The sequence below is a fragment of the Aquabacterium sp. A7-Y genome (genome assembly GCF_026153205.1).
Taxonomy (GTDB): Bacteria; Pseudomonadota; Gammaproteobacteria; order Burkholderiales; family Burkholderiaceae_C; genus Caldimonas.
The window spans coordinates 89,181-110,791 of the sequence record NZ_JAPFBW010000009.1 but is presented as its reverse complement, the minus strand read 5'-3'; the positions used below and the strand labels follow the sequence as shown (position 1 = coordinate 110,791).

Below are 21,611 nucleotides of genomic sequence, written 5' to 3'. Positions count from 1 at the left end.
CCGCGCGCCCGGTCTTCGGCATACCAGAATACATCCACATGAATACCAATTGAATACCATGTGAGGTAACCGGCCGTACCCGGTGCAAGCGGACCCACGCCGGTGCCTGGCGCGTCCGTCCCTTGCGATCTGGGGGGAAAAGATGCCGGAGGCTGCGTCGAGCGCGCCGGCCGGCGGCGGGTCAGCCGCGCCGCCGCCCGACGGCCGCCGCGGTCCGCACCATCGGGTAGAGCAGCCTGGCCTTCAGCGCGTCGCGCAGCGGCGACCGGCCCACCGGCGAGGGCTGCAGGCCGAGGCCCGCGAGCCGGCGGCGCAGCACGTGGTTGACCTTCAGGGCACGGGTCAGCTGCAGGGTGTCGCGGCTGTGGAAAAAGAAGGACAGCGAGATCGAGACGTCCTCGGGCCCGTTTTTCACGTAGTGGCCGCCGACGAAGGGGATGTGCAGCGCATCACCCGGCCGGAAATCGAACTTGTGCGCGTGGCGGTCGGCTTCCGGGCGCCACTCCATGCGGCGTTCGGCGTGGGCGACATAAACCTCGTATTCATCGGGGCGGATGACTTCGTCGTTCCAGGGTTCGAACACTGCCACTTCCTTGCTGCCGCGGAATTGCATCAGGACGTTGGAATAGCGGTCGAAGTGGAAGGGCGTGACGGCGTTCGGCGAAGCGATGAAGAGCCACAGCATGGGCTCGGTCGCCTTGACGCCGCTGCCGCGCTGGCGCATCAGGGCCTCGACGTCGGCCAGCAGTTCCTTGAACAGCGGGCGGAAGGATGCGTGCACCTCGGGGTTGCGCACCGCGATGTAGGAGTCGCAGGTCCGCAGGGTCTCGATCGTTTCTTCCAGGCCCAGGTCGTTGCGGTGGTCGATGTGGGCCCGGTCGAAATTCACCGACAGGTCACGCAGCCCTTGTGAATACATCACCTGGTCGGGGGGCAGCGCCGGCAGCACCCGGGCCAGGTTGTCCAAGCTCAGTGCAGGGTGCCCGAGCAGCTGGTGCTGGAAACTGAAGGGCCGGCGGTCCAGCAAGCCGGCGTCGATCGCGCCGCTGAAGCAATTGAACATCTTGTTGTCTCCATCGTCGTGATCGTCGTCGCAGCGGGCAGGGCGGGCCTGCGGGCACTGCTGCCGCGGCATTCTCGATGCGAAAGTAACGGTTTCACACACACCGCTTCCCCCTGGCTTGAGGGGAGTGTGGTAGCGGCCGTGAGGCAGTTCACGGAAACCGCCGGTCGGCGACGGTTTCTGCAGCCGTCTGCCGCGAGGAGCGGCGAGCGCATTCGCGCCACTTCGGCTACAACCGCAGGCATGCAGACCTTGGTGGCGGCCCGCGCGGCCGTGATGCTGTCGACGGGGACGCGGCGCTGGCGCCGTGTGGCGGGGCCGGCTGCCTGGGCCGTGATCCTCTGCCTGCTACTGCTTTCCGGGTGCGCAGGGCTGCCGCCGCGCGGCGACCCGCCGGCGACCCGGGCGCTGGCCGAGGTGGGGGACACGAGGGTGGGTCGGGTGGTGGCGGCGAGTTCGCCGCATCCGCGGCTGTCGGGCTTCCGGCTGCTGGTCGCCGGCGAGGACGCGCTGGGGGCCCTGATCGATCTGGCCGACCATGCCGACAAGACGCTGGACCTGCAGTACTACCTGATCCACAACGACCCCTCGACGCGGGCCATCCTGCAGCGCGTGCAGGCGGCGGCCGACCGCGGCGTGCGCGTGCGTTTCCTGCTCGACGACGTGCACACCGCCGGCGAGGACCACAACCTGCTGGAGTTCTCGCGCCACCCCAACATCGAGGTGCGGCTGTTCAACCCCTTCCCGTCGGGGCGGCTCTCGATGGTCACCCGCATCGCCGGCGCGTTGACGGACATCGGGCGCATCAACCACCGCATGCACAGCAAGATGTTCGTCGCCGACAACACACTGGCCGTGACAGGCGGGCGCAACCTCGGCGACCCGTATTTCGTGCGCAGTCCCACCAGCAACTTCCTCGACCTCGACGTGGTGGCCGCCGGCCCGGTGGTGCGCCAGCTCTCGGCGGCCTTCGACGCTTTCTGGAACAGCGCACTGGCCTATCCCGTGGAAACGCTGGCCGACGCCAAGGCGCCGGCCCCCCCGGACTCGCCGCCGCTGATGGGCGGCGCCGACGCCGTCTCGCCGCGCCGCAACAGCCTGCTGGCGGACGAGTTGCGCCAGGGGCGGCTGAAGCTGGCCTGGGTGCCGGCCACGGTGCTGGCCGACCAGCCGGCCAAGATCGTCAGCGAGGGCAACCCGGAGCTGGAGGAGACCATCGCCGACGACGTCGTCGCGCTGATGGCTGGCGCGCAGCGGGAGGTGCTGGTGATCTCGCCCTACTACGTGCCCGGCCCGCGTGGGCTGGCCCTGACACGGGCGCTGCGCGAGCGCGGCGTGCGGGTGCGGGTGCTGACCAACTCGCTGGCGGCGACCGATGCCCCCGTGGTGCACATCGGCTATGCGCGCTACCGCAAGCCCTTGCTGGAGGCGGGCGTCGAGCTGCACGAGCTGCAGCCCAAGTTGAAGCTGGCGCGCACCCGGCTGGGCCCCTTCGGGTCCTCGCGGGCCAGCCTGCATGTCAAAGCCATGGTGATCGACCGGCGCACCGTGCTGGTCGGTTCGATGAACATGGACCCGCGCTCGGCGCGCCTGAACAGCGAGATAGGCATGGTGCTGCGCGCGCCGGCGCTGGCCGAGCAGCTGGTGCGGCTCTACGAGGACGTGACCTTGCACAGCAGTTACCGGCTGGGCCTCACGCCCGAGCAGGCGCTGCAATGGACCAAGGACGCGCCGGAGGACCGGGAGGTGCACTTCGGCGAGCCCGAGGCGAGCGCCTGGCTGCGGCTGACGCTGCTGCTGCTGACTCCCTTCGCGCCGGAGGAGTTGCTGTAGGGCACGGTGGTCCGGGGGCGGCCGCGCGCCCGCAGCTCAGTAGCGCTGCTTCGGCAGACCCGCCGGCAGCGGAGGCAGCGGCTGGCCCTGCAACCACGCCTGTGCGACGGCTTCGCTGTCGCGGTGTTGCGAGGCCTGCCACACCACCTCGGGCGCGACCACGCGGGTGCCCGGCGGCGATCCGGGCAGGCCGCGCGCGAGCCGCACCACGAAGTCGGCCACCCGCGCCCCGCGCACCGGCTGGTCCTGGCGTGGCAGCATCAGGTGCAACTGGCGCAGCATCCAGTGGGCCAGGCCCTGCAGCCCGCTGCTGCCGCGCGGCGGCGCACCGGCCTGCGCCGAACGCACGAACACCGCGTGCTCGAAGCCCAGCGCCGCGACGGCCTGCTCGTCGAGCGAGGCCAGGCCTTGCCGCAAGGCCTGGGGCAGCAGGGCCGGGGCATGCGGCAGCACCACGATCAGGTGCCGCACACCGGCCGCGTGCAGCGCCTGCGCCAGGGGCAGCAGCTGTTGCGGTTCGGGACGCAGGAAGGCGGCGTCGCGGCCGTTGGCATGGCGCTCGCGGTCGAAGACGATGAAGGCCGTATCGGCGAGCGGGCCGGAGGGGCCGGCCCGCAGCCGCTCCAGCGGCAGCGACTCGAAGCCGCGCAGAGCGGGCGCGACCGGCGCCACGGTGAGCGCCACCACGCGGGCAAAAGCGCCGCCGCCCAGCGCTTGCTCCAGCACGCTGGAGCCGAGGCTGCCGGCGGCACCGGCAATCAGCGCGGTGCGCCGCAACGCCGTGGCGGACGGGGCGGGACCTTGGCCGGCGCTCAGCGCCTGGTGCAGCAGGGACATGCGTCCAGTATGCCGGGGCCCGGCGCACCGGCCATGACCTGGGACGTCATGGACCGACGCCGCGGCCGCAGCGACGATGCTCCTGCGGCAAGAACGCCGTGACACAGGAGCCCTCCATGAGCAGCATCGACCTTCTTCCCCTCGCCGTCTGCCTGCTGATCGGCATGGCCGCGCTCGGCTCGTGCATCGGCGTCGCGATGTCGGCGATGAAGCTGCTGGAATCCTCGGCGCGCCAGCCCGAGCTGATGGATCAGCTGCAGACCAAGTTTTTCCTCGCAGCCGGCTTGACCGACGGCGCCTTCATCATCGCCACCGGGATCGGCATGTGGTTCGCGGTGGGCAATCCCTTCAAGGGGTGATGACCCGACGCGGCTCGCCCGGCCGCCGTAGCGTGTGCACGGCGCCGCGCCGGGTCAAGCGTCGCGGCCCAGCGCTATCTGCTCGCGCAACCAGGCCTGCAACTGCGGGTCGACGATCTCGTAGACGCCGCGCGAGGGCTTGGCCAGGGTGTCGGAGGGCAGGCTCGCCAGCGCCTTGCGGATGCCGGCGTCGCTGACGCGGGTGCCCAGCCGCTCGGCCACCGCGTCCACGGTTGCCATCGAGGTCAGCCGGGTGGCGCCGCCGGCGATGAGCTGGAGCAGGACCTGCTGCAGCGGGGTGAGCCGCTCGAAGCGCTCGCGTACCGCTTCCACCGGGTAACGCCGGGCCAGGAAGGCCGGCACCTGGCCGACGATGTCCCGCGTGGGGTGCATCACCAACTCGGCCACGTAGGCGACAAAGTCGGCCGGGCGGTGGCCCAGCAGGGCGAAGGCTTCGCCGAGCACGGCCGGGTCGAGCGGCTCGCGCAGCTGGCGGTTGACCGGTTCGACGACAAAGTCGACGAACTCGCGACCCATCACCTGGAAATCCTCGTGGTCAGCCAGTCCGAAGCTGGCCCGGTGATGCTCGCCGAACAGGCGCAGCAGGCCTTCGCGCGAGGAGCCGGTGATCAGCAGCAGGATGTCGGGGCGGTAGGTGTTGAAAAGCGCCCGAATCGCTTTCATGGCTCGCTCGCCGTCCTTCTTGCGCACCAGCTCCTGGGCCTCGTCCAGCATCAGGAGCAGCCGGGTGCCCGGTTCCAGCCGTTTCATCGCCGCCATGCAGTGCTGCATCTGCACGCCGGCATCGGCGCTGCGGGCGGACGGGGGCGGCGGCGCCAGTCCGAGACCGAAACCCGCGGCCGAGACGCGGGTGACGGCGGTGCGGCCGGGACGGCTGTTCATGTCGAGGAGCCGGTCTTCCAGTCGCCCGAGCAGGACCAGCAGCGGATCTTCGGACGCCATGAAGTCGACATAGATCGGTGTCAGCCCATGGCGGCGCGCGAGTTCGGCCAGGTCGTAGCTGAGCAAGGTGGTCTTGCCAATCTGGCGTGGCCCGAAGATGGACAACGCACGGTCCGGCAGACTCAGCAGCCGGTCCAGGTAGCGCTGGGCGAGAGCAGTGCGGGGAAAGTGGCGGTTGTCCATCGGGCGCTTCGCTGCCGGGAATCGAACTGAATCGTACCATCTTGGTTCGATTCGAACTGGAGTGGTTCGAAGTGGTGCGAAAGCGCCCTCCGGGATCTTGTCGTGGCCTTGCCTACTTGTTGAGGTCTCCGAGGCAGAGGTACTTCATCTCGACATAGTCCTCCATGCCGTGCCGCGAGCCTTCGCGGCCCAGGCCGGACTGCTTGACGCCGCCGAAGGGCACCTCGGCCACCGCGATGAGCCCGGTGTTGACGCCCACCATGCCGTATTCGAGCGCTTCGCCGACGCGGAAGATGCGGCCCACGTCGCGGCTGTAGAAATAGCTGGCGAGGCCGTACTCGGTCGCATTGGCGAGCTCGATCGCCTCCTGCTCGGTCTTGAAGCGGAACACCGGCGCCACCGGGCCGAAGGTCTCCTCGCGGGCGCACAGCATGTCCGAGGTGACGTCGGCCAGCACGGTCGGCTGGAAGAAGCGGCCCTGGAGGCGCTGCCCGCCGGTCAGCACCCGCGCGCCCTTGCCGACCGCGTCGGCCACGTGCTGCTCGACCTTGGCGACGGCCTTGTCGTCGATCAGCGGCCCCTGGGCGATGCCGTTCTCGAAGCCGTTGCCGACCTTGAGGGCGGCCGCCTTGGCCGCCAGCTTCTCGACAAAGGTGTCGTAGATGCCGTCCTGGGCATAGATGCGGTTGGCGCACACGCAGGTCTGGCCGGCGTTGCGGTACTTGCTCTGCATCGCGCCCTCGACCGCGCTGTCGAGGTCGGCGTCGTCGAAGACGATGAAGGGCGCGTTGCCGCCCAGCTCCAGCGAGAGTTTCTTGATGGTGGGCGCGCATTGCCGCATCAGGATGCGGCCGACCTCGGTGGAGCCGGTGAAGGACAGGTGGCGCACCGTGTCGCTCTCGCACAGCACCTTGCCGATCTCGATCGACGCGTCGGCGTCCGCGGTGAGCACGTTCAGCACTCCGGGCGGCATGCCGGCGCGCAGGGCCAGCTCGGCCGTCGCCAGCGCCGACAGCGGGGTCTGCTCGGCCGGCTTGATCACCACCGGGCAGCCGGCCGCCAGCGCCGGCGCCACCTTGCGCGTGATCATCGCGATGGGGAAGTTCCAGGGCGTGATGGCGGCGCAGACGCCAATGGGCTGCTTGAAAACCAGGTAGCGCTTGTTCGGGTCGGTGGTAGGGATGGTTTCGCCATAGACGCGCTTGGCCTCCTCGGCGAACCACTCGACGAAGCTGGCGGCATAGACCACCTCGCCGCGCGCCTCCGCATACGGCTTGCCCTGTTCGGCGGTCATGATGCGGGCCAGGTCGTCGGCGTGCTGCTGCAGCAGCTGGAACCATTTCATCAGCACCGCCGCGCGCGCCTTGGCGGTGGTGGCCCGCCAGGCACCCCAGGCCGCGTCGGCCGCCGCGACCGCTTGCCGGGCCTCGGCGGGGCCGAGCTTGGCGACCTCGGCGAGCTTCTGGCCGGTGGCCGGGTCGTGCACCTCGAAACGGGTCCCGCCCCCGATCCATGCGCCGTCGATCAGCGCGTCGGTCTTGAGCAGGCTGGGGTCCTTGAGGGCGGCGAGGGGGGAGGCTTTCATGTCCATGGTGTGCGGTTCGTGCATGGAGGGGCTGGGCGCGCGGCGCGTCCTTGGAGGGGTTCGGAGGATCATATGACGGAGGCGTGTGCGCTGCAGACTTGCGCCCCAGTCGACGGGGATGCCGGGAGGGCTTCGGCAGGCCTCGTTTGCTAGGATGGCTTCGACGGAGGTCACGGAGGTGCGACGGATGGCCGATCTGCTGGTTTGCGGGCTGGATGACGCGCTGGTCGAATCGCTCAGGAAGCGTGCTGCTGCCAGTGGGCGGAGCGTGGAGGCCGAGCACCGGTCCATCCTGTCGGCAGCACTGGCGCATCCCGCCAGGCGTAGTTTCATCGAGCTCCTTCTCGCGATGCCGGACGTGGGACGCGACGAGGATTTCGAGAGAGGGGCCCATGGGGCGTGACGAAGCTTGCAGGGGGGCAGGCTTCTGCCGCCCGCGGCTACAGCCTGCGCAGCAGCCCCCCTGCCTATAATCGAAAGCTTCGCCAGATCAAGCATTTATGCGCCATGCAGCGCCGACGGGAGTCCCGACGGCACTGCCGGCGCCAGCCAGAAAGACCCCGGATGAAAGCCGCCGAGATCCGCTCCAAGTTCCTGAAGTTCTTCGAATCGAAGGGCCACCAGATCGTGGCCTCGAGCCCGGTGGTGCCCGGCGACGACCCGACCTTGCTGTTCACCAATGCCGGGATGAACCAGTTCAAGGACGTTTTCCTCGGCTTCGACAAGCGGCCCTACACGCGTGCGACCACCGCGCAGAAGTGCATCCGCGCCGGCGGCAAGCACAACGACCTCGAGAACGTCGGCTACACCGCGCGGCACCACACCTTCTTCGAGATGCTGGGCAACTTCAGCTTCGGCGACTACTTCAAGAAGGATGCGATCCACTACGCCTGGGAACTGCTGACCCAGCACTTCAACCTGCCGCCCGAGAAGCTGTGGGTGACGGTCTATGCCGAGGACGACGAGGCCTACGACATCTGGCACCGGCAAGTGGGCGTGCCCGCCGAGCGCATCGTGCGCATCGGCGACAACAAGGGCGGCCGCTACCAGTCCGACAACTTCTGGATGATGGGCGACACCGGCCCCTGCGGTCCCTGCACCGAGATCTTCTACGACCACGGCCCCGAGATCGCGGGCGGCCCCCCGGGCTCTCCCGAGGAGGACGGTGACCGCTACATCGAGATCTGGAACAACGTGTTCATGCAGTTCAACCGCGACGAAGCGGGCGTGATGCACAAGCTGCCCAAACCCAGCGTCGACACCGGCATGGGCCTGGAGCGGGTCACCGCGGTGCTGCAGGGCGTGCATGCGAACTACGAGATCGACCTGTTCGTGAACCTGCTGGCGGCGGCGAAGCAGGCGGTCGACGCCGCCGGCGCGGCCGGCTACGAGGCCGACAGCCCCTCGCTGAAGGTCATCGCCGACCACATCCGCGCCTGCGCCTTCACGGTGACCGACGGCGTCATCCCCGGCAACGAGGGCCGCGGCTATGTGCTGCGCCGCATCACGCGCCGCGCCATCCGCCACGGCTACAAGCTGGGCGCACGCACCCCCTTCTTCCACAAGCTGGTGCCGGCCCTGGTCAAGGAGATGGGCGAGGCCTACCCCGAGCTGCGCCAGAACGAGGCCCGCGTGACCGAGGTGCTGAAGCAGGAAGAAGAGCGCTTTTTCCAGACGATTGCCAACGGCATGGAGATCCTGGAATCGGCGCTGGCGTCGCTCGCGAAGGACGGCAAGACCGAGCTGGACGGCGAGACCGCCTTCAAGCTGCACGACACCTACGGCTTCCCGCTCGACCTGACCGCCGACGTCTGCCGCGAGCGCGGTGTGACGGTGGACGGCGCGGGCTTCGATGCAGCGATGAAACGCCAGCGCGAAAAGGCCCAGGCAGCCGGCAAGTTCAAGGCCGCGCAAGGCCTGCAGTACAGCGGCACGGCGACCACCTTCCACGGCTACGAGGCCCTGCTGCACGAGACCGCGACGGTCACGGCCGTTTATGTCGACGGCACCCCGGTTGACTCGGCCGCGGCCGGCGACGATGCCGTGGTCGTGCTCGATCACACCCCGTTTTACGCCGAGTCGGGCGGCCAGGTCGGCGACCGTGGTGAACTGCGCAGCAACACCAGCCGCTTTATCGTCGAGGACACGCTGAAGATCCAGGCCGATGTCTACGGCCACCACGGCCGTGTGGTCGAGGGCGGCGTCAAGGTGGGCGACGTGCTCAACGCCCGCGTCGATGCCGAGCAGCGCGCCCGCACGGTGCGCAACCACAGCGCCACCCACCTGATGCACAAGGCGCTGCGCGAAGTGCTGGGCAGCCACGTGCAGCAGAAGGGCTCCCTGGTCAATGCCGAGCGCACCCGCTTCGACTTCGCGCACAACGCGCCGATGACCGACGAGCAGATCCGCAAGGTCGAAGCCCTGGTCAACGCCGAGATCCTCGCCAACCATTCCACCGAGGCACGCGTGATGCCCATCGACGAGGCCCAGAAGCTGGGCGCGATGATGTTGTTCGGCGAGAAGTACGGCGAGCAGGTGCGCGTGCTGGACATCGGCAGCAGCCGCGAGCTGTGCGGCGGCACCCACGTCGCGCGCACCGGTGACATCGGCCTGTTCAAGATCGTCGCCGAGAGCGGTGTCGCGGCCGGCGTGCGCCGCGTCGAGGCGGTCACCGGGGACAACGCGCTGGCCTACCTGCAGTCGCTCGAGTCCACCGTCAACCAGGCCGCCGGCGCGCTGAAGTCGGCGCCCACCGAAGTGACCCAGCGCATCTCGCTGGTGCTGGAGCAGCTGCGCAGCCTCGAGAAGGAAGTGGCCGCGCTCAAGGGCAAGCTGGCGTCCTCGCAAGGCGACGAGCTGCTGAGCAAGGCGGTCGAGGTCAAGGGCCTCAAGGTGCTGGCCGCGACGCTGGAAGGCGCCGACGCCCGTGCCCTGCGCGAGACCATGGACAAGCTGAAGGACAAGCTCAAGAGCGCCGCCATCGTGCTGGCCGCCGTCGACGGCGGCAAGGTGCAGCTGGCGGCCGGCGTGACGAGCGACAGCACGGCCAAGGTCAAGGCCGGCGAGCTGGTCAACTTCGTGGCCCAGCAGGTGGGCGGCAAGGGCGGCGGCAAGCCCGACCTGGCGATGGCCGGGGGTACGGACCCGTCGGCCCTGGGGGCCGCGCTGGCCTCGGTGCAGGCTTGGGTGGCGGAACGGCTCTGAGCCGCCGCGTCGTGTAATGACCGCAAACGCCCGCAGCGGCCATGCCGTGGCGGGCGTTGTTCCATCGGTGCGCCCCAGGCGGCCGGGACATCCGAAAGGAGAGGGAGCATGGCTTTGACATCGAACATCGGGGCACCGCAGAGGCCTTCCGGCCCGCGCGGCGGGTGGCGCTCGGTCTGGCCGGCGGCGCTGGTGGCCGGCGTGCTGGCGGGCATCCCGGGTTGGGCGGGGGCCCAGGCCGAAACCTCGCCGGTGGCGCCCGCCCGGGTGGAGGGCGTACCGCTCGAACCCGGCGTCGTGACGCTGGTTCCGGGCGGCGCCACGCAGCTGCTGGCGGCCGAAAAAGTCGCGCGCACCTTCGTCGACGGCTGTGTCCTGACCGAGGGCGAGATGACCGGCGCCACCGACTGGGCGCTGTCGGCCGGCTTCGAGCCGCGCGACGCGATGGCGCCCGAGGCCCACACGCTGCTGGACGGTCGTTCCGGCTCGGTTTTCGCGATGCCCGAGGCCGGCTACAAGCTCTACCTGGTGGCGCTGACCGACGGCAGCTGCACGGTCTGGGCCGAAGGCGTGGCGGGCCCGGCGACACACCAGGAATTCCAGCGTGCGATGGGCGAGCTCAGCAGCAAGGGCGCCAAGGTCCAGAAGGGCGTGGAGCGCAACATCGACCGCGGCGGCGCCTGGCGCCGCCAGTTGCAGCTGCGCTACCGGCGCGCCGGCGGCAGCCAGGACCTCGGCCTCAATGCCGTCACCACGCTCGACGAGCATCCCGGCGTGCAGGCCTTCCACCTGGCGCGCGTGCCGGCGGCGCCGGCCTCGGAGCCCGACGGCATGGCGCCGCGCTGACATCGTTCACGAAGGCGGGCAGATGGTAGGACGCCGCGCACTTCGGGGGGCCATGCCGTTCGGCAGCGTCGAGGAACCCGTGCCGCCTTGCCCGCTGTGCGGGCGGGAGATCGTGCCGGGCCCGAGCGCCGACGAGCACCACCTGGTGCCCAAGAGCGAAGGCGGGCGCGACAAGACCCTGGTGCACCGCATCTGCCATCGCAAGATCCACGCGACCTTCTCGGAGAAGGAGCTGGCGCGCGACTACGCCAATTGGGAGGCGCTGCGCGAGCACCCCGAGATCGCCAGCTTCGTGAGGTGGGTGCGCAAGAAGCCGCCGGAGTTTTACGACGGCAGCGTGCGCCCGCGCCGACGGCGTTGACCGCGCCCGGCGCTGCTTGCACCTTTCTACGACGGTTAACGGATTTTCACGCCATTCCTGTCGACAGTGAGCGACTACTTCACCGATTCAAAGGAGAGGTGGCTTGCTACAAATCAACGACAAGGGGCAGTTGCAGGACCCGCGGGTCAGGCCGGCGATCAGCCCCGCGATCGAGCGCGGACGCCTGGAGCGCGTCCAGGGCATAGTCGTGCACCAGACCGGCGGCCCTACCGCCGAGGCAACGTTGCGGGCCTACCGGAGGGGCGGCAACGGGGCGCATTTCCTGATCGAGAAGGACGGCACGCTCTACCAGACCGCCTCGGTGCACAAGCGCACCCAGCACGTCGGCAAACTGAGGGCGCGCTGTCTGGCGGAGAACCGCTGTGCGCCCGGCGAAGCCGAGGCGCTGCGCGAGATGACGCCGACCGAGCGCAATCGGCACGAAATGCGCAAGCCGGTGCCCGAGCGTTATCCGTCCAACGGCGACAGCGTGGGCATCGAGCTGGTGGGGCAGGCCTTGCCGCTCGACGAGCCCGATCCCGACAGGCGCACCTACGAGCGCGTGACCGAGGCGCAGAACGCGACCTTGAAGTGGCTGGTGCAGGGGCTGCTCTTGCACTTCGGGGTCCCGCGCAGCGAGGTGTTCCGCCATCCGGTGGTGTCCCAGAAAAACGTCACCGAGGCCGAGACGGCGCAATGGTGAAGGTCCGGCTGCTGCCGGCCGTCGTGCTGATCGCCACGACGCTGGCTGGTGCTGCGGGCGCGGGCGAGCCGCACCCGCAGCACCGGCTGCCGCCGGTCGCCGAGGTGGAGGTGCTGCACAACGGCGCCCGCAGCGAAGCGATCAGCAGCGACTTGAAGCCCGCGGCCTGCGCCGACTTCGCGCTGGCTCCGGATGACGTGCGCGCGTACTTCCGGCAGGCGCGGCGGACCACTGAGCGCCAGTTCACCCACGACCTGGAGATGTCGCCCTGCCATGCGCACGGCAGGCTCGTGCTCGCAGACGGGCAGCGCGGGGACTGGTTCATCGACCGCGAACGCCGAGGCCGCCTGGGCCTGGGCGACGGGCGCACGCTGTTTTTCCACTGCCCGGCCTGCCGCGCGCCCGCCTTCGATCCGCCCTGAGGCGGCAGGGCAGGAGAAGACCGGGTGGCGCGCTCAGGTATGCGGGGCAGCCTGGCGACGCCCGGCGGCCTCTGGCGCTGCGCGGGATAATCCCGCTCCCATGCTCTTGTTGTCCTTATTGCCACGGCCCTGGCGTCTCGGCCGCTGCTGGTGCGCCGCGCTGGTGCTGCTGGGCCTGGCCGGCACAGCGACCGCGCAGGCCCTGGTGCGGCCCTGGCCCGACGACCGCGTGACGCCGGCGCTGACCTTGCGCGACCTCGATGGCAAGCCGCGCACCCTGGCTGAACTGCGCGGCAAGGTCGTGGTGATCAACTTCTGGGCCAGCTGGTGCGAGCCCTGCGTCGCCGAGCTGCCCAGCCTGCTGCGCCTGGCCGAACGTCATGCGGGCGACGGTCTGGTGGTGCTGGCGCCGAACTACCAGGAGGGCGAGGCCAAGGTGCGCGCCTTTTTCGACACCCTGTTCGGCGAGCTGCCCGAGAGCCTGCCGGTGCTGCTGGACCGCGACGGCGCGGCGGCGCGCGCCTGGACCCGGCGGGTGTTCCCGAGCACGGTGCTGGTCGACCGCAGCGGCCAGGCCCGCTGGAGCGTGATCGGCGAACTCGACTGGAGCGGCGGCCAGGCGCAGGCGCTGCTGGGTCCGCTGCTGCAGGCGCGCCGGCCCTGAGGGCCGGGCCGCAACGATAATCACACCCCTCACCGTCTCCCAATTGCTGTCCGAGTACCGCACGATGAATGCCTTTTCTCGCCGCACCCTGCTGAAGGCCGCCGGCCTCGGTGCTGCCGCCACCGCCTTTGCCCGGGTGGCGCAGGCGCACGCTCCCGAGCGACGTTTCGAGCCGGCGCCCGGCCGCTGGCGCAGCTTCGAGGTCACCACCCGGGTCGAGCTGCTGGCGCCGAAAGGCGCCACCCGCGTGTGGCTGCCGGTGCCGTCGATCGACTCCGACTACCAGCGCTCGGTGGGCAACGATTGGAGCGGCAATGCGCGCAGCGTGCAGCTGGTGTCCGACCGCAAGTACGGCGCGCGCCTGTTGCATGCCGAGTTCGATGCCGCCACCGCGACGCCGGTGCTGCAGCTGACCAGCCGAGTCCAGACGCGTGACCGCCGTACCGACTGGGAGCGCGCCGGCCGCGTCGTCGAAGACCGCGCCGTGCTGCGCGCCTGGACCGAGGCCACCGACCTGATGCCCACCGACGGCATCGTCTTGCGCACCGCGAGCGAGATCACCCAGGGCGCACGCGGCGACCTCGACAAGGTGCGCCGCATCTTCGACTGGGTGGTGCACACCACCTACCGCGAGCCGACGGTGCGCGGCTGCGGCGTCGGCGACATCGAATCCATGCTGGAGACCGGCAACTTCGGCGGCAAGTGCGGAGACATCAATGCGCTGTTCGTCGGCCTGTGCCGCGCGGTCGGCGTGCCGGCGCGCGATGTCTACGGCCTGAGGCTGGCGCCATCGGCGTTCGGCTACCGGGAGCTGAGTGGCAACCCCGCGAGCCTCAAAGGCGCGCAGCATTGTCGTGCCGAGGTTTTCCTGAAGCAGTACGGCTGGGTCGCGATGGACCCGGCCGACGTCGGCAAGGTGATGCGCCTGGAGACCGGCGAGTGGATCAAGGACACCTCGCATCCCGTGGTGGCGCCGGTCAACCGTGCCCTGTTCGGCGGCTGGGAAGGCAACTGGCTGGGCTACAACATGGCGCATGACGTGCGCCTGCCGGGCTCCGAAGGGCCGGCCTTGGGCTTCCTGATGTACCCGCAGGCCGAAAACGCGGACGGGCGCTACGACCCGCTGGATCCGGACCGCTTCAAGTACACCATCACCGCCCGTGAAATCTGAAAGGCCGAGGCCATGAGTGCTCCCCTGGAACTGGATGGCAAGCGGGTGCTGCTGGGCCTGACGGGCGGCATCGCCTGCTACAAGAGCGCCGAGTTGGTCCGGCTGCTGACCAAGGCCGGCGCCGAGGTCCAGGTGGTGATGAGCGAGGCGGCGCAGGAGTTCATCACTGCGGTGACGATGCAGGCGCTGTCGGGGCGCCCCGTGGTGACCAGCGCCTGGGATGACCGCGAGCCGAACAACATGGCTCATATCAACCTGACCCGCGGCACCGATGCCATCGTGATCGCCCCGGCGAGCGCCGACTGCATCGCCCGGCTGGCGCAGGGGCGGGCCGATGACCTGTTGAGCCTGCTGTGCCTGGCGCGGCCCTGGACCGCTGGCGAGGCGCGTTGCCCACTGCTGGTGGCCCCCGCGATGAACCGCGAGATGTGGGCGCACCCGGCGACACAGCGCAACGTCGCGCAGATCGTCGCCGACGGCGCGGTGCTGTTGGGCCCCGGGCACGGCGACCAGGCCTGCGGCGAAATCGGCGACGGCCGCATGCTGGAGCCGGCCGAGCTGCTGGACGACCTGATTGCGTTTTTCCAGCCCAAGCTGCTGCTGGGACGCACGGTGCTGGTCACCGCGGGGCCGACCTTCGAAGCGATCGACCCGGTGCGCGGCATCACCAACCTGTCGAGCGGCAAGATGGGCTTCGCGATCGCGCGCGCGGCCCGTGAGGCCGGCGCCGAGGTGACCCTGGTGGCGGGGCCGGTGGATCTGCCGACGCCACGCGGCGTGCGGCGCATCGACGTGCGCAGCGCGCGCCAGATGCACGACGCGGTGCTGCCGCTGGCGAGCGGACACGACGTTTTTGTCGCCACCGCCGCGGTGGCCGACTGGCGCCCGGCCACGCTGGCCGAGCACAAGATCAAGAAGGACGGCAAGAAGCTGGCGCCGACCTTCGAGCTGACCGAGAACCCCGACATCCTGGCCGCCGTTGCGGCCCTGCCACTGCGGCCCTACTGCGTTGGCTTCGCGGCCGAAAGCGAACAGCTGCTCGTGCATGCGCGGGCCAAGCTGGAGCGCAAGGGCATCCCGCTGATCGTCGGCAACCTGGGCCCAGCCACCTTCGGCCGCGACGACAATGCGCTGCTGCTGGTGGATGCCCAGACCCACCGTGAACTCCCCGAGGGCGGCGGCACCGCCGACAAGCTGAGCCTCGCACGCCTGCTGGTGCGTGAAATCGCGCTGCGCATCGTTCCCCACTCCGTATGACCATCATCGATCTGAAAGTGCTCGACGCCCGCGTGGCCGGGCAATTGCCCGCCTACGCCACCAGCGGCAGTGCCGGGCTGGACCTGCGCGCCTGCCTCGACCAGGCCCTGGTGCTGGAGCCCGGCCAGACCCGGCTGATCCCCACCGGGCTGGCCCTCCACATCGCCGACCCGGGGCTGGCTGCGCTGGTGCTGCCGCGCTCGGGCCTCGGGCACAAGCACGGCATCGTGCTGGGTAACCTGGTGGGACTGATCGACTCGGACTACCAGGGGCAGCTGATGGTGAGCTGCTGGAACCGCGGCGATACGCCCTTCACGATCGAACCGCTGGAGCGCATCGCCCAGCTCGTGATCGTGCCGGTGGTGCAGGCCCGCTTCAAGGTGGTGGAGGAGTTCGCCTCCTCGCAGCGTGGCGAGGGCGGCTTCGGATCGACGGGGAAGGGCTGAGGCCCGCTCCCCTCAGTGGAGCTGCGAGCCGGCCGGCGCGGGGTTCATCACCGTGAAGGCCGGCTGGCCGACCGAGCCCTGCTCGATCTCTTCACCGCTGGCGGCACGCACGTCGGTGACCTTCAGGCTCAGGCGCAGCGCGATGCCGGCGAGCGGGTGGTTGCCGTCCAGCACCACGTGGGTCTCGTAGATCTCGGTGATGGTGTAGATCACGTTGTTCGGCATGCCCTGGGTGGTGGCGCCCTCGGGCAGGCCGTCGAACTGCATGCCGGGCTCGATGTGCTCGGGGAAGATGCCGCGTTCCTCGAAGAACACCAGCTCGGGGTTGTAGTCGCCGAAGGCGTGTTCGGGCTCGAGCTGGAGCTGGGTTTCGAAGCCGGCCTGCTGGCCGTCTATGACTTCTTCGACCTTGGCCAGCAGGTCGTCGCCGCCGTAGAAAAACTCGACCGGCTCGGCCAGCTCGTCGATCAGATGGCCCAGGGTGTCTTGGAGGCGCCAGGTGAGGCTGACCACGCAGGGAGAGGAAATCAACATCAGGCAATCATCGCACAATGCCCGCCATGGAAATCACCCAAAAGCTCTCTCTGCTCGGGGGTCTGAGCCCCGAGCAGTTCATGCGCCGCCACTGGCACAAGAAGCCCCTGCTGATCCGCCAGGCCCTGCCCGCACCCCAAGGCCTGCCCTCGCGCGCCGAGCTGTTCGAGCTGGCCGCGCGCGAGGAGGTCGAGTCGCGCCTCATCATGCGCGAGGACCAGTCCTGGAGCCTCAAGCGCGGCCCGCTGCCGCGGCGCGCACTGCCGGCGCTGTCGCGCCCGAACTGGACCGTGCTCGTGCAGGGCGTGGACCTGCACCTCGATGCCGCGCACGACTTGCTGCAGCAGTTCCGCTTCGTTCCCGACGCACGGCTGGACGACTTGATGATCTCCTGGGCCTCGGACGGTGGCGGGGTGGGGCCGCATTTCGATTCCTATGACGTGTTCCTGCTGCAATTGCAGGGGCGCCGGCGCTGGCGCATTGGCCGGCTGCAGGACCCGCAGCTGCAAGCGGACATGCCGCTGAAGATCCTGAGCAACTTCGTGCCCGAGGAGGAATGGGTGCTGGAGCCCGGCGACATGCTCTACCTGCCACCACGCTGGGCCCACGACGGAGTCGCTGAAGGCGAGTGCGTGACGGCCTCGATCGGCTTCCGGGCGCCGGCGCGCCACGAGCTGGCGCGCGAGGTGCTCGTGCGGATGCTCGAGGCGGCCGAGAGCGACGCGGAGCCGATGCTTTATCGCGACCCGCAGCAGGCTGCGACGGCCACACCCGGAGCCTTGCCGGAGGGGCTGGGGGACTATGCCCGTGCCGCCGTCGCGGCGCTCCTCGAAGACGAGGCCTCGCTGCAATGCGCACTGGGCGAGTACCTCACGGAGCCCAAGCCGCAGGTGTGGTTCGACGTCGGTGAAGCGGCGGACCTGTCCGCCGGCGTGCGCCTGGACCGGCGCTCGCGCATGATGTACGACGAGCAGCATGTGTTTTTCAACGGCGAGTCCTATCGGGCCGGCGGCCGCGACGCTCGGCTGATGCGGACCCTGGCCGATCGGCGCCGCCTCGATGGACGCGAGGTCGCGCAGCTGAGCGCCGATGCCCGCGAGTTGCTGGAGCGCTGGGCCGACGACGGCTGGCTGCACCCGCTGTAGACCAGGAGGTGAGGAGAGCGTGATGACGACCGATGCCCGCAACGATCACTTCGACTCGCGCAGCGGCTTCCGCGAGGCCCTGCTCGACGCCTTCGCGCAGGCGGCCCAGCAAGGCTGGAGCGAAATCTGGCTGTGCGACCTCGACTTCGCCGACTGGCCGCTGGGCGAAAGGACGGTGGTGGAGACCCTGACGCAGTGGGCCTATGCGCACCGTCGGCTGCGCGTGTTGGCCTGCCACTACGACGACGTGGTGCGACGCCACGCCCGCTGGGTCGCCTGGCGGCGCGACTGGGCGCACATCGTCGAGTGCCGCGCCATCGAGCATCTGTCGCCGGAAACCGTGCCGCGAGCATGGCTTGCACCCCGCCACCGTGGGCTGCGCGTGCTGGACCCTGTACGCTTGCGCGGTGTGGTGGAGAAAACCTCCGCGGATTTGATCCGCCTGCACGAAAACCTCGACGAAGTGTGGCAACGAAGCGTCTCTGCCTTCCCTTCTACCACCTTGGGGCTATGAATGGTGGTTTACCCTAGGCTATAATTTTTGGTTAGGCGTGGAAAAGCATCACAGATGCTGAAATCGACGCCTGCGTTGGGACTCAGCAATCGAGGAGGGGTTCCGACAATTACCGGTGATTGGTCGAAACTTTTTGAGGAATAAGGAATGAAAAAGTCGCTTCTGTTGGCTTCTGTGATTGCTGCTCTGGCCCTGGCTGCTTGCGGCAAGAAGGAAGAGCCGGCTCCCGTCGCGGAAACCACCGCTCCGGCTCCCGCGCCGGCTGACGCTGCTTCTGAAGCCCCCGCCGCAACTGCTCCCGCTCCCGCCGACGCTGCTTCCCCGGCTGCTGACGCCGCTTCTCCGGCTGCTGCCGCTGACGCTGCTTCCGCTGCCGCTTCGCAGTGAGCCAGGCACAGATGTGACGAAAAAGCCGCCTTCGGGCGGCTTTTTCGTTTCTGGCGGTAAGGTCTGTTGTCGGGCTGTCTCGGTTCGCTTCAGCCGGGCCGTGGTTTGCTGCGGCCTGGTTCCGCACCCGCCTATTCAGGCGTCGAGCCAGTGGAAGCCGGTATCGGGCTTCGCCACGACGATGTCCTCGCTGCTGCAGCCCAGCGCATCGGCAAAAGCCAGTGCCGCATGCTGCGGTGTGTTGTTCTGCTGGCTCAAATGAGCCGCTACAACGTGCTTGAGTGCGAGATGCGCACTGAACCGCAGAATCTCCGCAGCGGCGTCATTGGCCAGGTGCCCGTGCCGCCCTGCGATGCGGGCTTTCAGGAACGCCGGGTAGCGTGATCGCTGCAGCATCTCGGGGTCGTGGTTGGCTTCCAGCAGCAAGGCGCTGCAAGCCTGCAACTGCGTCAGCAGGTGCGACGTGGAGCTGCCGGCGTCGGTGAGGATGCCGAGCTTGGCATGCCCATCGCTGCAGGTCAGCTGCAGCGGCTCGAGGGCGTCGTGGGGCACGGCATAGGGCGTGATGCAGAGGTCGCCGAGGTCGATCGCGACGCCGTCGCGCGCCCGGTGCAGCAGCGGCCCGAGCTCCGGTTCGCCCATCGCCTTCCAGGTGCCGGCACTGGTCCAGACCGGGATGGCGCGGCGCTTGGCCAGGGCGAGCGCGCAGCCGACGTGGTCGCTGTGCTCGTGCGTGATGAAAACGGCGTCGAGATCGTCGCTGCCCAGACCGACACGCGCCAAGCGACGCTCGAGCTCGCGCAGCGAAAAACCGCAATCGACCAGCACGCGGGTCTGCGTGATGCCCCCGCTTGCCTCGATCAGCGTGGCATTGCCGGTGCTGCCGCTGCCCAGGCTGCAGAAGCGGATCATGGGCAGGCGCGGGTGATGGGGAGGGGGCCGGCCGGTGGCTGAATTACTTCAGGTCCTCGGCGAGCAGCTTGACGATGCGCTGTGCGGCGTCGCTGGTTTCCGGTCCGCCCTGGGCATTGAGCACCGAGACCAGCGAGCGCTGCTCCCCTTCGCCCTTGACCATCACGCGGTAGCGCGTCGGGTTGGCGTCCTTGCCCGAATCGCTGCCGAACCAGCGGCTCAGCAAGCCCGGTTCGCGGCGGTCCTTGTCCGCGTTGGGCGCGACAAAACGGACGAAGTAGAGGCCTTGCGCGCGATCGCGGTCTTCCACCGTGAAGCCGCTGCGGTCCAGCGACAGTCCGACGCGACGCCAGGCGCGGTCGAATCCTTCGTCGAGCTGCACGGCGGGGGCGCTGCCCGCGTTGACGACCTGGGCACGCGGCGGCGTGGCCGGCGTGTTGGCCACCACCTGCTGGGCCTGTTCGGGCTTCACGCCCAGCTTGACCATCAGCTTGCCGAGCATCTGCGCTTCCAGCTCCGGGTCCGCGGCGCGGGGCTGCCACTTGGTCTGGTCCTGCTGCTGGGTGGTGTAGGTCTCCACCATGCCGCGATGGCTGATGTAGATCTCGCTGCCGCCGCTCGGCGTGCGCTCGACGCGGGTGCGGAAGCGGTCCAGCTCCCCGGTCGAGTACAGCCCGTCGAGCACCCGGCCCACGGTGCGGCGGATGATGTCCATCGGCAGCTTCGCCCGGTTCTCGGCCCAGTCGGTCTCCAGCACGCCCGTCTGCGGCGAGTCGGTGCTGAGGTTGAAGCCGGCTTCCTGCCAGAACTGCTTGAGCTGCGGCCAGAGCTGTTCCGGCGTCTGGTTGACCACCAGCCAGCGCTGGCTGCCGGCGCGCTCCATGCGCAGGTCGCCGAGGCTGGTCGGTGCGACCGGGGTGGCGGCGGCAGCCGTGCCCGTCCCCGCAGGCGTCGCGGCCTGGTAGGCGGCGGCGCTCACGCTGCTGCCGGTGGGTACCTGGTAGCGCGGGTCGGCCGAGAGCTGCGTGAGGTCGGGCGGGACCTCGAGCCGGGCCGACTTCGATCCGCTCGAGCGGTAGTCGACCTTGTCGCCTTCCAGCATGGAGCCAATCGAGGAGCAGCCGGCCAGGGCGCTCAGGGCGAGGGCGGCGGCGACAGCCACACGGAGGGGGCGGGCGGTGGAATCGGCGGGCCGGTTCGAGGGCGCATTCACAGAAGACATCTCCGGTTCGGGGTGCTTGGCAGGGCGGGAGCAGGCGCACGGCACCGGCGGCCCGCGCCGCTGCCGAGGCGGCGCAAGGGGGGGCATCCGGGCCGCGGCCTCAGATGAGATCCGCCTCCCGCAGGGCTTGTTCCAGCACGGCATGGTGACCGGCCGACAGGGGCACGAGCGGCAGGCGCAGCGTGCCACCGATCCGCCCCATGCGGGCCAGCGCCCACTTGACGGGAATCGGGTTGGATTCGACGAACAGCAGCTTGTGCAGTGACAGCAGCTTGAGGTGGATCGCAGCGGCCCGGCGCGCGTCGCCGGCGAGCGCGGCCTTGCACAGCTCGTGCATCGCCCGTGGTGCGACGTTGGCGGTCACACTCACGTTGCCGTGGCCACCCAGCAGCATCAGCGCGATGGCGGTCGGATCGTCGCCCGAGTAGATCGAGAAGCCCTTGGGGGCCTGCTTGATCAGCCAGGCGGCGCGGTCGATGTTGCCAGTCGCTTCCTTGATGCCGACGATGCCCGGCACTTCGGCGAGGCGCAGCACGGTCTCGTGCTGCATGTCGCCAACGGTGCGGCCGGGCACGTTGTAGAGCACCACCGGGATGTCCACCGCTTCCGCGATGCTGCGGAAGTGCTGGTACATGCCTTCCTGCGTCGGCTTGTTGTAGTAGGGCACGACCTGCAGGGTGCAGTCGGCGCCGACCTGCTTCGCATACTTGGACAGCTCCACCGCCTCGCGGGTGGAGTTGGCGCCGGCGCCGGCCATGATGGGCACCCGGCCTTTGGCATGCTCGACCGCGATGCGGATCACCTCGGCCTGTTCCTCGACGGTCACGGTCGGCGATTCGCCGGTGGTGCCGACGACGCCGATGCAGTCGGTGCCTTCGGCGATGTGCCAGTCGATCAGTGTGCGCAGCGTGTCGAAGTCCACGCTGCCGTCTTCGTGCATCGGCGTCACGAGCGCGACGATGCTGCCAACAATCGGGGTCATGGGGAGTTCCTCAGAATC

23 protein-coding genes are annotated in these 21,611 nt (G+C 69.4%); 15 read left to right on the top strand and 8 right to left on the bottom strand.

Going from position 1 to position 21,611, the window contains the following annotated elements; translation table 11 throughout:
• Positions 1-181: 181 nt before the first annotated feature.
• Complete coding sequence (locus OOT46_RS10280) at positions 182-1,063, bottom strand: cupin-like domain-containing protein (RefSeq protein ID WP_265403509.1); 882 nt, start codon at positions 1,061-1,063, stop codon at positions 182-184.
• Between the two features lie 243 nt (positions 1,064-1,306).
• On the opposite strand from OOT46_RS10280, the gene OOT46_RS10275 reads away from it, so the two are divergent.
• Entirely contained in the window at positions 1,307-2,896 is a 1,590-nt protein-coding gene (locus OOT46_RS10275) for a phospholipase D-like domain-containing protein (protein WP_265403508.1), read from the top strand.
• A 36-nt stretch (positions 2,897-2,932) separates the two neighbouring features.
• Here the strand turns inward: OOT46_RS10275 and OOT46_RS10270 are convergent, their stop codons facing one another.
• On the bottom strand, positions 2,933-3,733 hold the full coding sequence (locus OOT46_RS10270) for a hypothetical protein (protein ID WP_265403507.1): 801 nt from the start codon (positions 3,731-3,733) through the stop codon (positions 2,933-2,935).
• Positions 3,734-3,849: 116 nt separating this feature from the next.
• On the opposite strand from OOT46_RS10270, the gene atpE reads away from it, so the two are divergent.
• Positions 3,850-4,092, top strand: coding sequence for a F0F1 ATP synthase subunit C (gene atpE, locus OOT46_RS10265; protein ID WP_265403506.1), 243 nt, complete (start codon positions 3,850-3,852; stop codon positions 4,090-4,092).
• Positions 4,093-4,146: 54 nt separating this feature from the next.
• On the opposite strand, the gene OOT46_RS10260 is transcribed toward atpE, so the two are convergent.
• Together OOT46_RS10260 and OOT46_RS10255 are read right to left on the bottom strand one after the other, a co-directional pair.
• Positions 4,147-5,238, bottom strand: a complete 1,092-nt coding sequence (locus OOT46_RS10260; protein ID WP_265403505.1) for an AAA family ATPase — start codon at positions 5,236-5,238, stop codon at positions 4,147-4,149.
• A 112-nt stretch (positions 5,239-5,350) separates the two neighbouring features.
• Positions 5,351-6,829: an NAD-dependent succinate-semialdehyde dehydrogenase gene (locus tag OOT46_RS10255; protein WP_322114249.1), complete on the bottom strand. Its 1,479-nt coding sequence runs from the start codon at positions 6,827-6,829 to the stop codon at positions 5,351-5,353.
• A gap of 181 nt (positions 6,830-7,010) precedes the next feature.
• Between OOT46_RS10255 and OOT46_RS10250 the strand changes: the two genes are divergently transcribed.
• From OOT46_RS10250 to dut, 10 genes are all read left to right on the top strand, one after another.
• Positions 7,011-7,226, top strand: coding sequence for a FitA-like ribbon-helix-helix domain-containing protein (locus OOT46_RS10250; protein ID WP_265403503.1), 216 nt, complete (start codon positions 7,011-7,013; stop codon positions 7,224-7,226).
• Between the two features lie 161 nt (positions 7,227-7,387).
• Positions 7,388-10,027 carry an alanine--tRNA ligase gene (gene alaS, locus OOT46_RS10245; protein WP_265403502.1) on the top strand — a complete coding sequence of 880 codons (2,640 nt, stop codon included), beginning with the start codon at positions 7,388-7,390 and terminating at the stop codon, positions 10,025-10,027.
• A 108-nt stretch (positions 10,028-10,135) separates the two neighbouring features.
• Positions 10,136-10,873: an NMCC_0638 family (lipo)protein gene (locus tag OOT46_RS10240; protein ID WP_265403501.1), complete on the top strand. Its 738-nt coding sequence runs from the start codon at positions 10,136-10,138 to the stop codon at positions 10,871-10,873.
• A gap of 52 nt (positions 10,874-10,925) precedes the next feature.
• Positions 10,926-11,234 carry an HNH endonuclease signature motif containing protein gene (locus OOT46_RS10235; protein ID WP_265403500.1) on the top strand — a complete coding sequence of 103 codons (309 nt, stop codon included), beginning with the start codon at positions 10,926-10,928 and terminating at the stop codon, positions 11,232-11,234.
• A 103-nt stretch (positions 11,235-11,337) separates the two neighbouring features.
• Positions 11,338-11,937, top strand: a complete 600-nt coding sequence (locus tag OOT46_RS10230) for a peptidoglycan recognition family protein (RefSeq protein ID WP_265403499.1) — start codon at positions 11,338-11,340, stop codon at positions 11,935-11,937.
• Positions 11,931-12,359, top strand: coding sequence for a hypothetical protein (locus OOT46_RS10225; RefSeq protein ID WP_265403498.1), 429 nt, complete (start codon positions 11,931-11,933; stop codon positions 12,357-12,359). Before OOT46_RS10230 ends, OOT46_RS10225 begins: the two co-directional genes overlap by 7 nt.
• Positions 12,360-12,459: 100 nt before the next feature.
• Positions 12,460-13,023, top strand: coding sequence for a TlpA disulfide reductase family protein (locus OOT46_RS10220; RefSeq protein ID WP_265403497.1), 564 nt, complete (start codon positions 12,460-12,462; stop codon positions 13,021-13,023).
• A 64-nt stretch (positions 13,024-13,087) separates the two neighbouring features.
• Complete coding sequence (locus OOT46_RS10215) at positions 13,088-14,194, top strand: transglutaminase-like domain-containing protein (RefSeq protein WP_265403496.1); 1,107 nt, start codon at positions 13,088-13,090, stop codon at positions 14,192-14,194.
• Between the two features lie 12 nt (positions 14,195-14,206).
• Positions 14,207-15,451: a bifunctional phosphopantothenoylcysteine decarboxylase/phosphopantothenate--cysteine ligase CoaBC gene (gene coaBC, locus OOT46_RS10210; RefSeq protein ID WP_265403495.1), complete on the top strand. Its 1,245-nt coding sequence runs from the start codon at positions 14,207-14,209 to the stop codon at positions 15,449-15,451.
• On the top strand, positions 15,448-15,897 hold the full coding sequence (dut, locus tag OOT46_RS10205; RefSeq protein ID WP_265403494.1) for a dUTP diphosphatase: 450 nt from the start codon (positions 15,448-15,450) through the stop codon (positions 15,895-15,897). The genes coaBC and dut overlap by 4 nt, the downstream gene beginning before the upstream one ends.
• A 12-nt stretch (positions 15,898-15,909) precedes the next feature.
• On the opposite strand, the gene OOT46_RS10200 is transcribed toward dut, so the two are convergent.
• Positions 15,910-16,431 carry an FKBP-type peptidyl-prolyl cis-trans isomerase gene (locus OOT46_RS10200; protein WP_265403493.1) on the bottom strand — a complete coding sequence of 174 codons (522 nt, stop codon included), beginning with the start codon at positions 16,429-16,431 and terminating at the stop codon, positions 15,910-15,912.
• 26 nt (positions 16,432-16,457) lie between these two features.
• On the opposite strand from OOT46_RS10200, the gene OOT46_RS10195 reads away from it, so the two are divergent.
• The 3 genes from OOT46_RS10195 to OOT46_RS10185 all read left to right on the top strand — a co-directional run bounded on the left by OOT46_RS10195 (position 16,458) and on the right by OOT46_RS10185 (position 18,477).
• The gene (locus tag OOT46_RS10195; protein WP_265403492.1) at positions 16,458-17,576 is read left to right on the top strand and encodes a cupin domain-containing protein; all 1,119 of its coding nucleotides are present in this window, start codon (positions 16,458-16,460) and stop codon (positions 17,574-17,576) included.
• 22 nt (positions 17,577-17,598) lie between these two features.
• Positions 17,599-18,090 (top strand): hypothetical protein, encoded by a 492-nt coding sequence (locus OOT46_RS10190; RefSeq protein WP_265403491.1) that lies wholly within the window; start codon positions 17,599-17,601, stop codon positions 18,088-18,090.
• 147 nt (positions 18,091-18,237) lie between these two features.
• Positions 18,238-18,477 carry a hypothetical protein gene (locus OOT46_RS10185; RefSeq protein WP_265403490.1) on the top strand — a complete coding sequence of 80 codons (240 nt, stop codon included), beginning with the start codon at positions 18,238-18,240 and terminating at the stop codon, positions 18,475-18,477.
• A gap of 135 nt (positions 18,478-18,612) precedes the next feature.
• On the opposite strand, the gene OOT46_RS10180 is transcribed toward OOT46_RS10185, so the two are convergent.
• From OOT46_RS10180 to dapA, 3 genes are all read right to left on the bottom strand, one after another.
• Entirely contained in the window at positions 18,613-19,386 is a 774-nt protein-coding gene (locus OOT46_RS10180) for an MBL fold metallo-hydrolase (protein WP_265403585.1), read from the bottom strand.
• 46 nt (positions 19,387-19,432) lie between these two features.
• Positions 19,433-20,611 carry an outer membrane protein assembly factor BamC gene (gene bamC / locus OOT46_RS10175; protein ID WP_265403489.1) on the bottom strand — a complete coding sequence of 393 codons (1,179 nt, stop codon included), beginning with the start codon at positions 20,609-20,611 and terminating at the stop codon, positions 19,433-19,435.
• Positions 20,612-20,711: 100 nt separating this feature from the next.
• Positions 20,712-21,593: a 4-hydroxy-tetrahydrodipicolinate synthase gene (gene dapA, locus OOT46_RS10170; RefSeq protein ID WP_265403488.1), complete on the bottom strand. Its 882-nt coding sequence runs from the start codon at positions 21,591-21,593 to the stop codon at positions 20,712-20,714.
• Between the last annotated feature and the right edge of the window lie 18 nt (positions 21,594-21,611).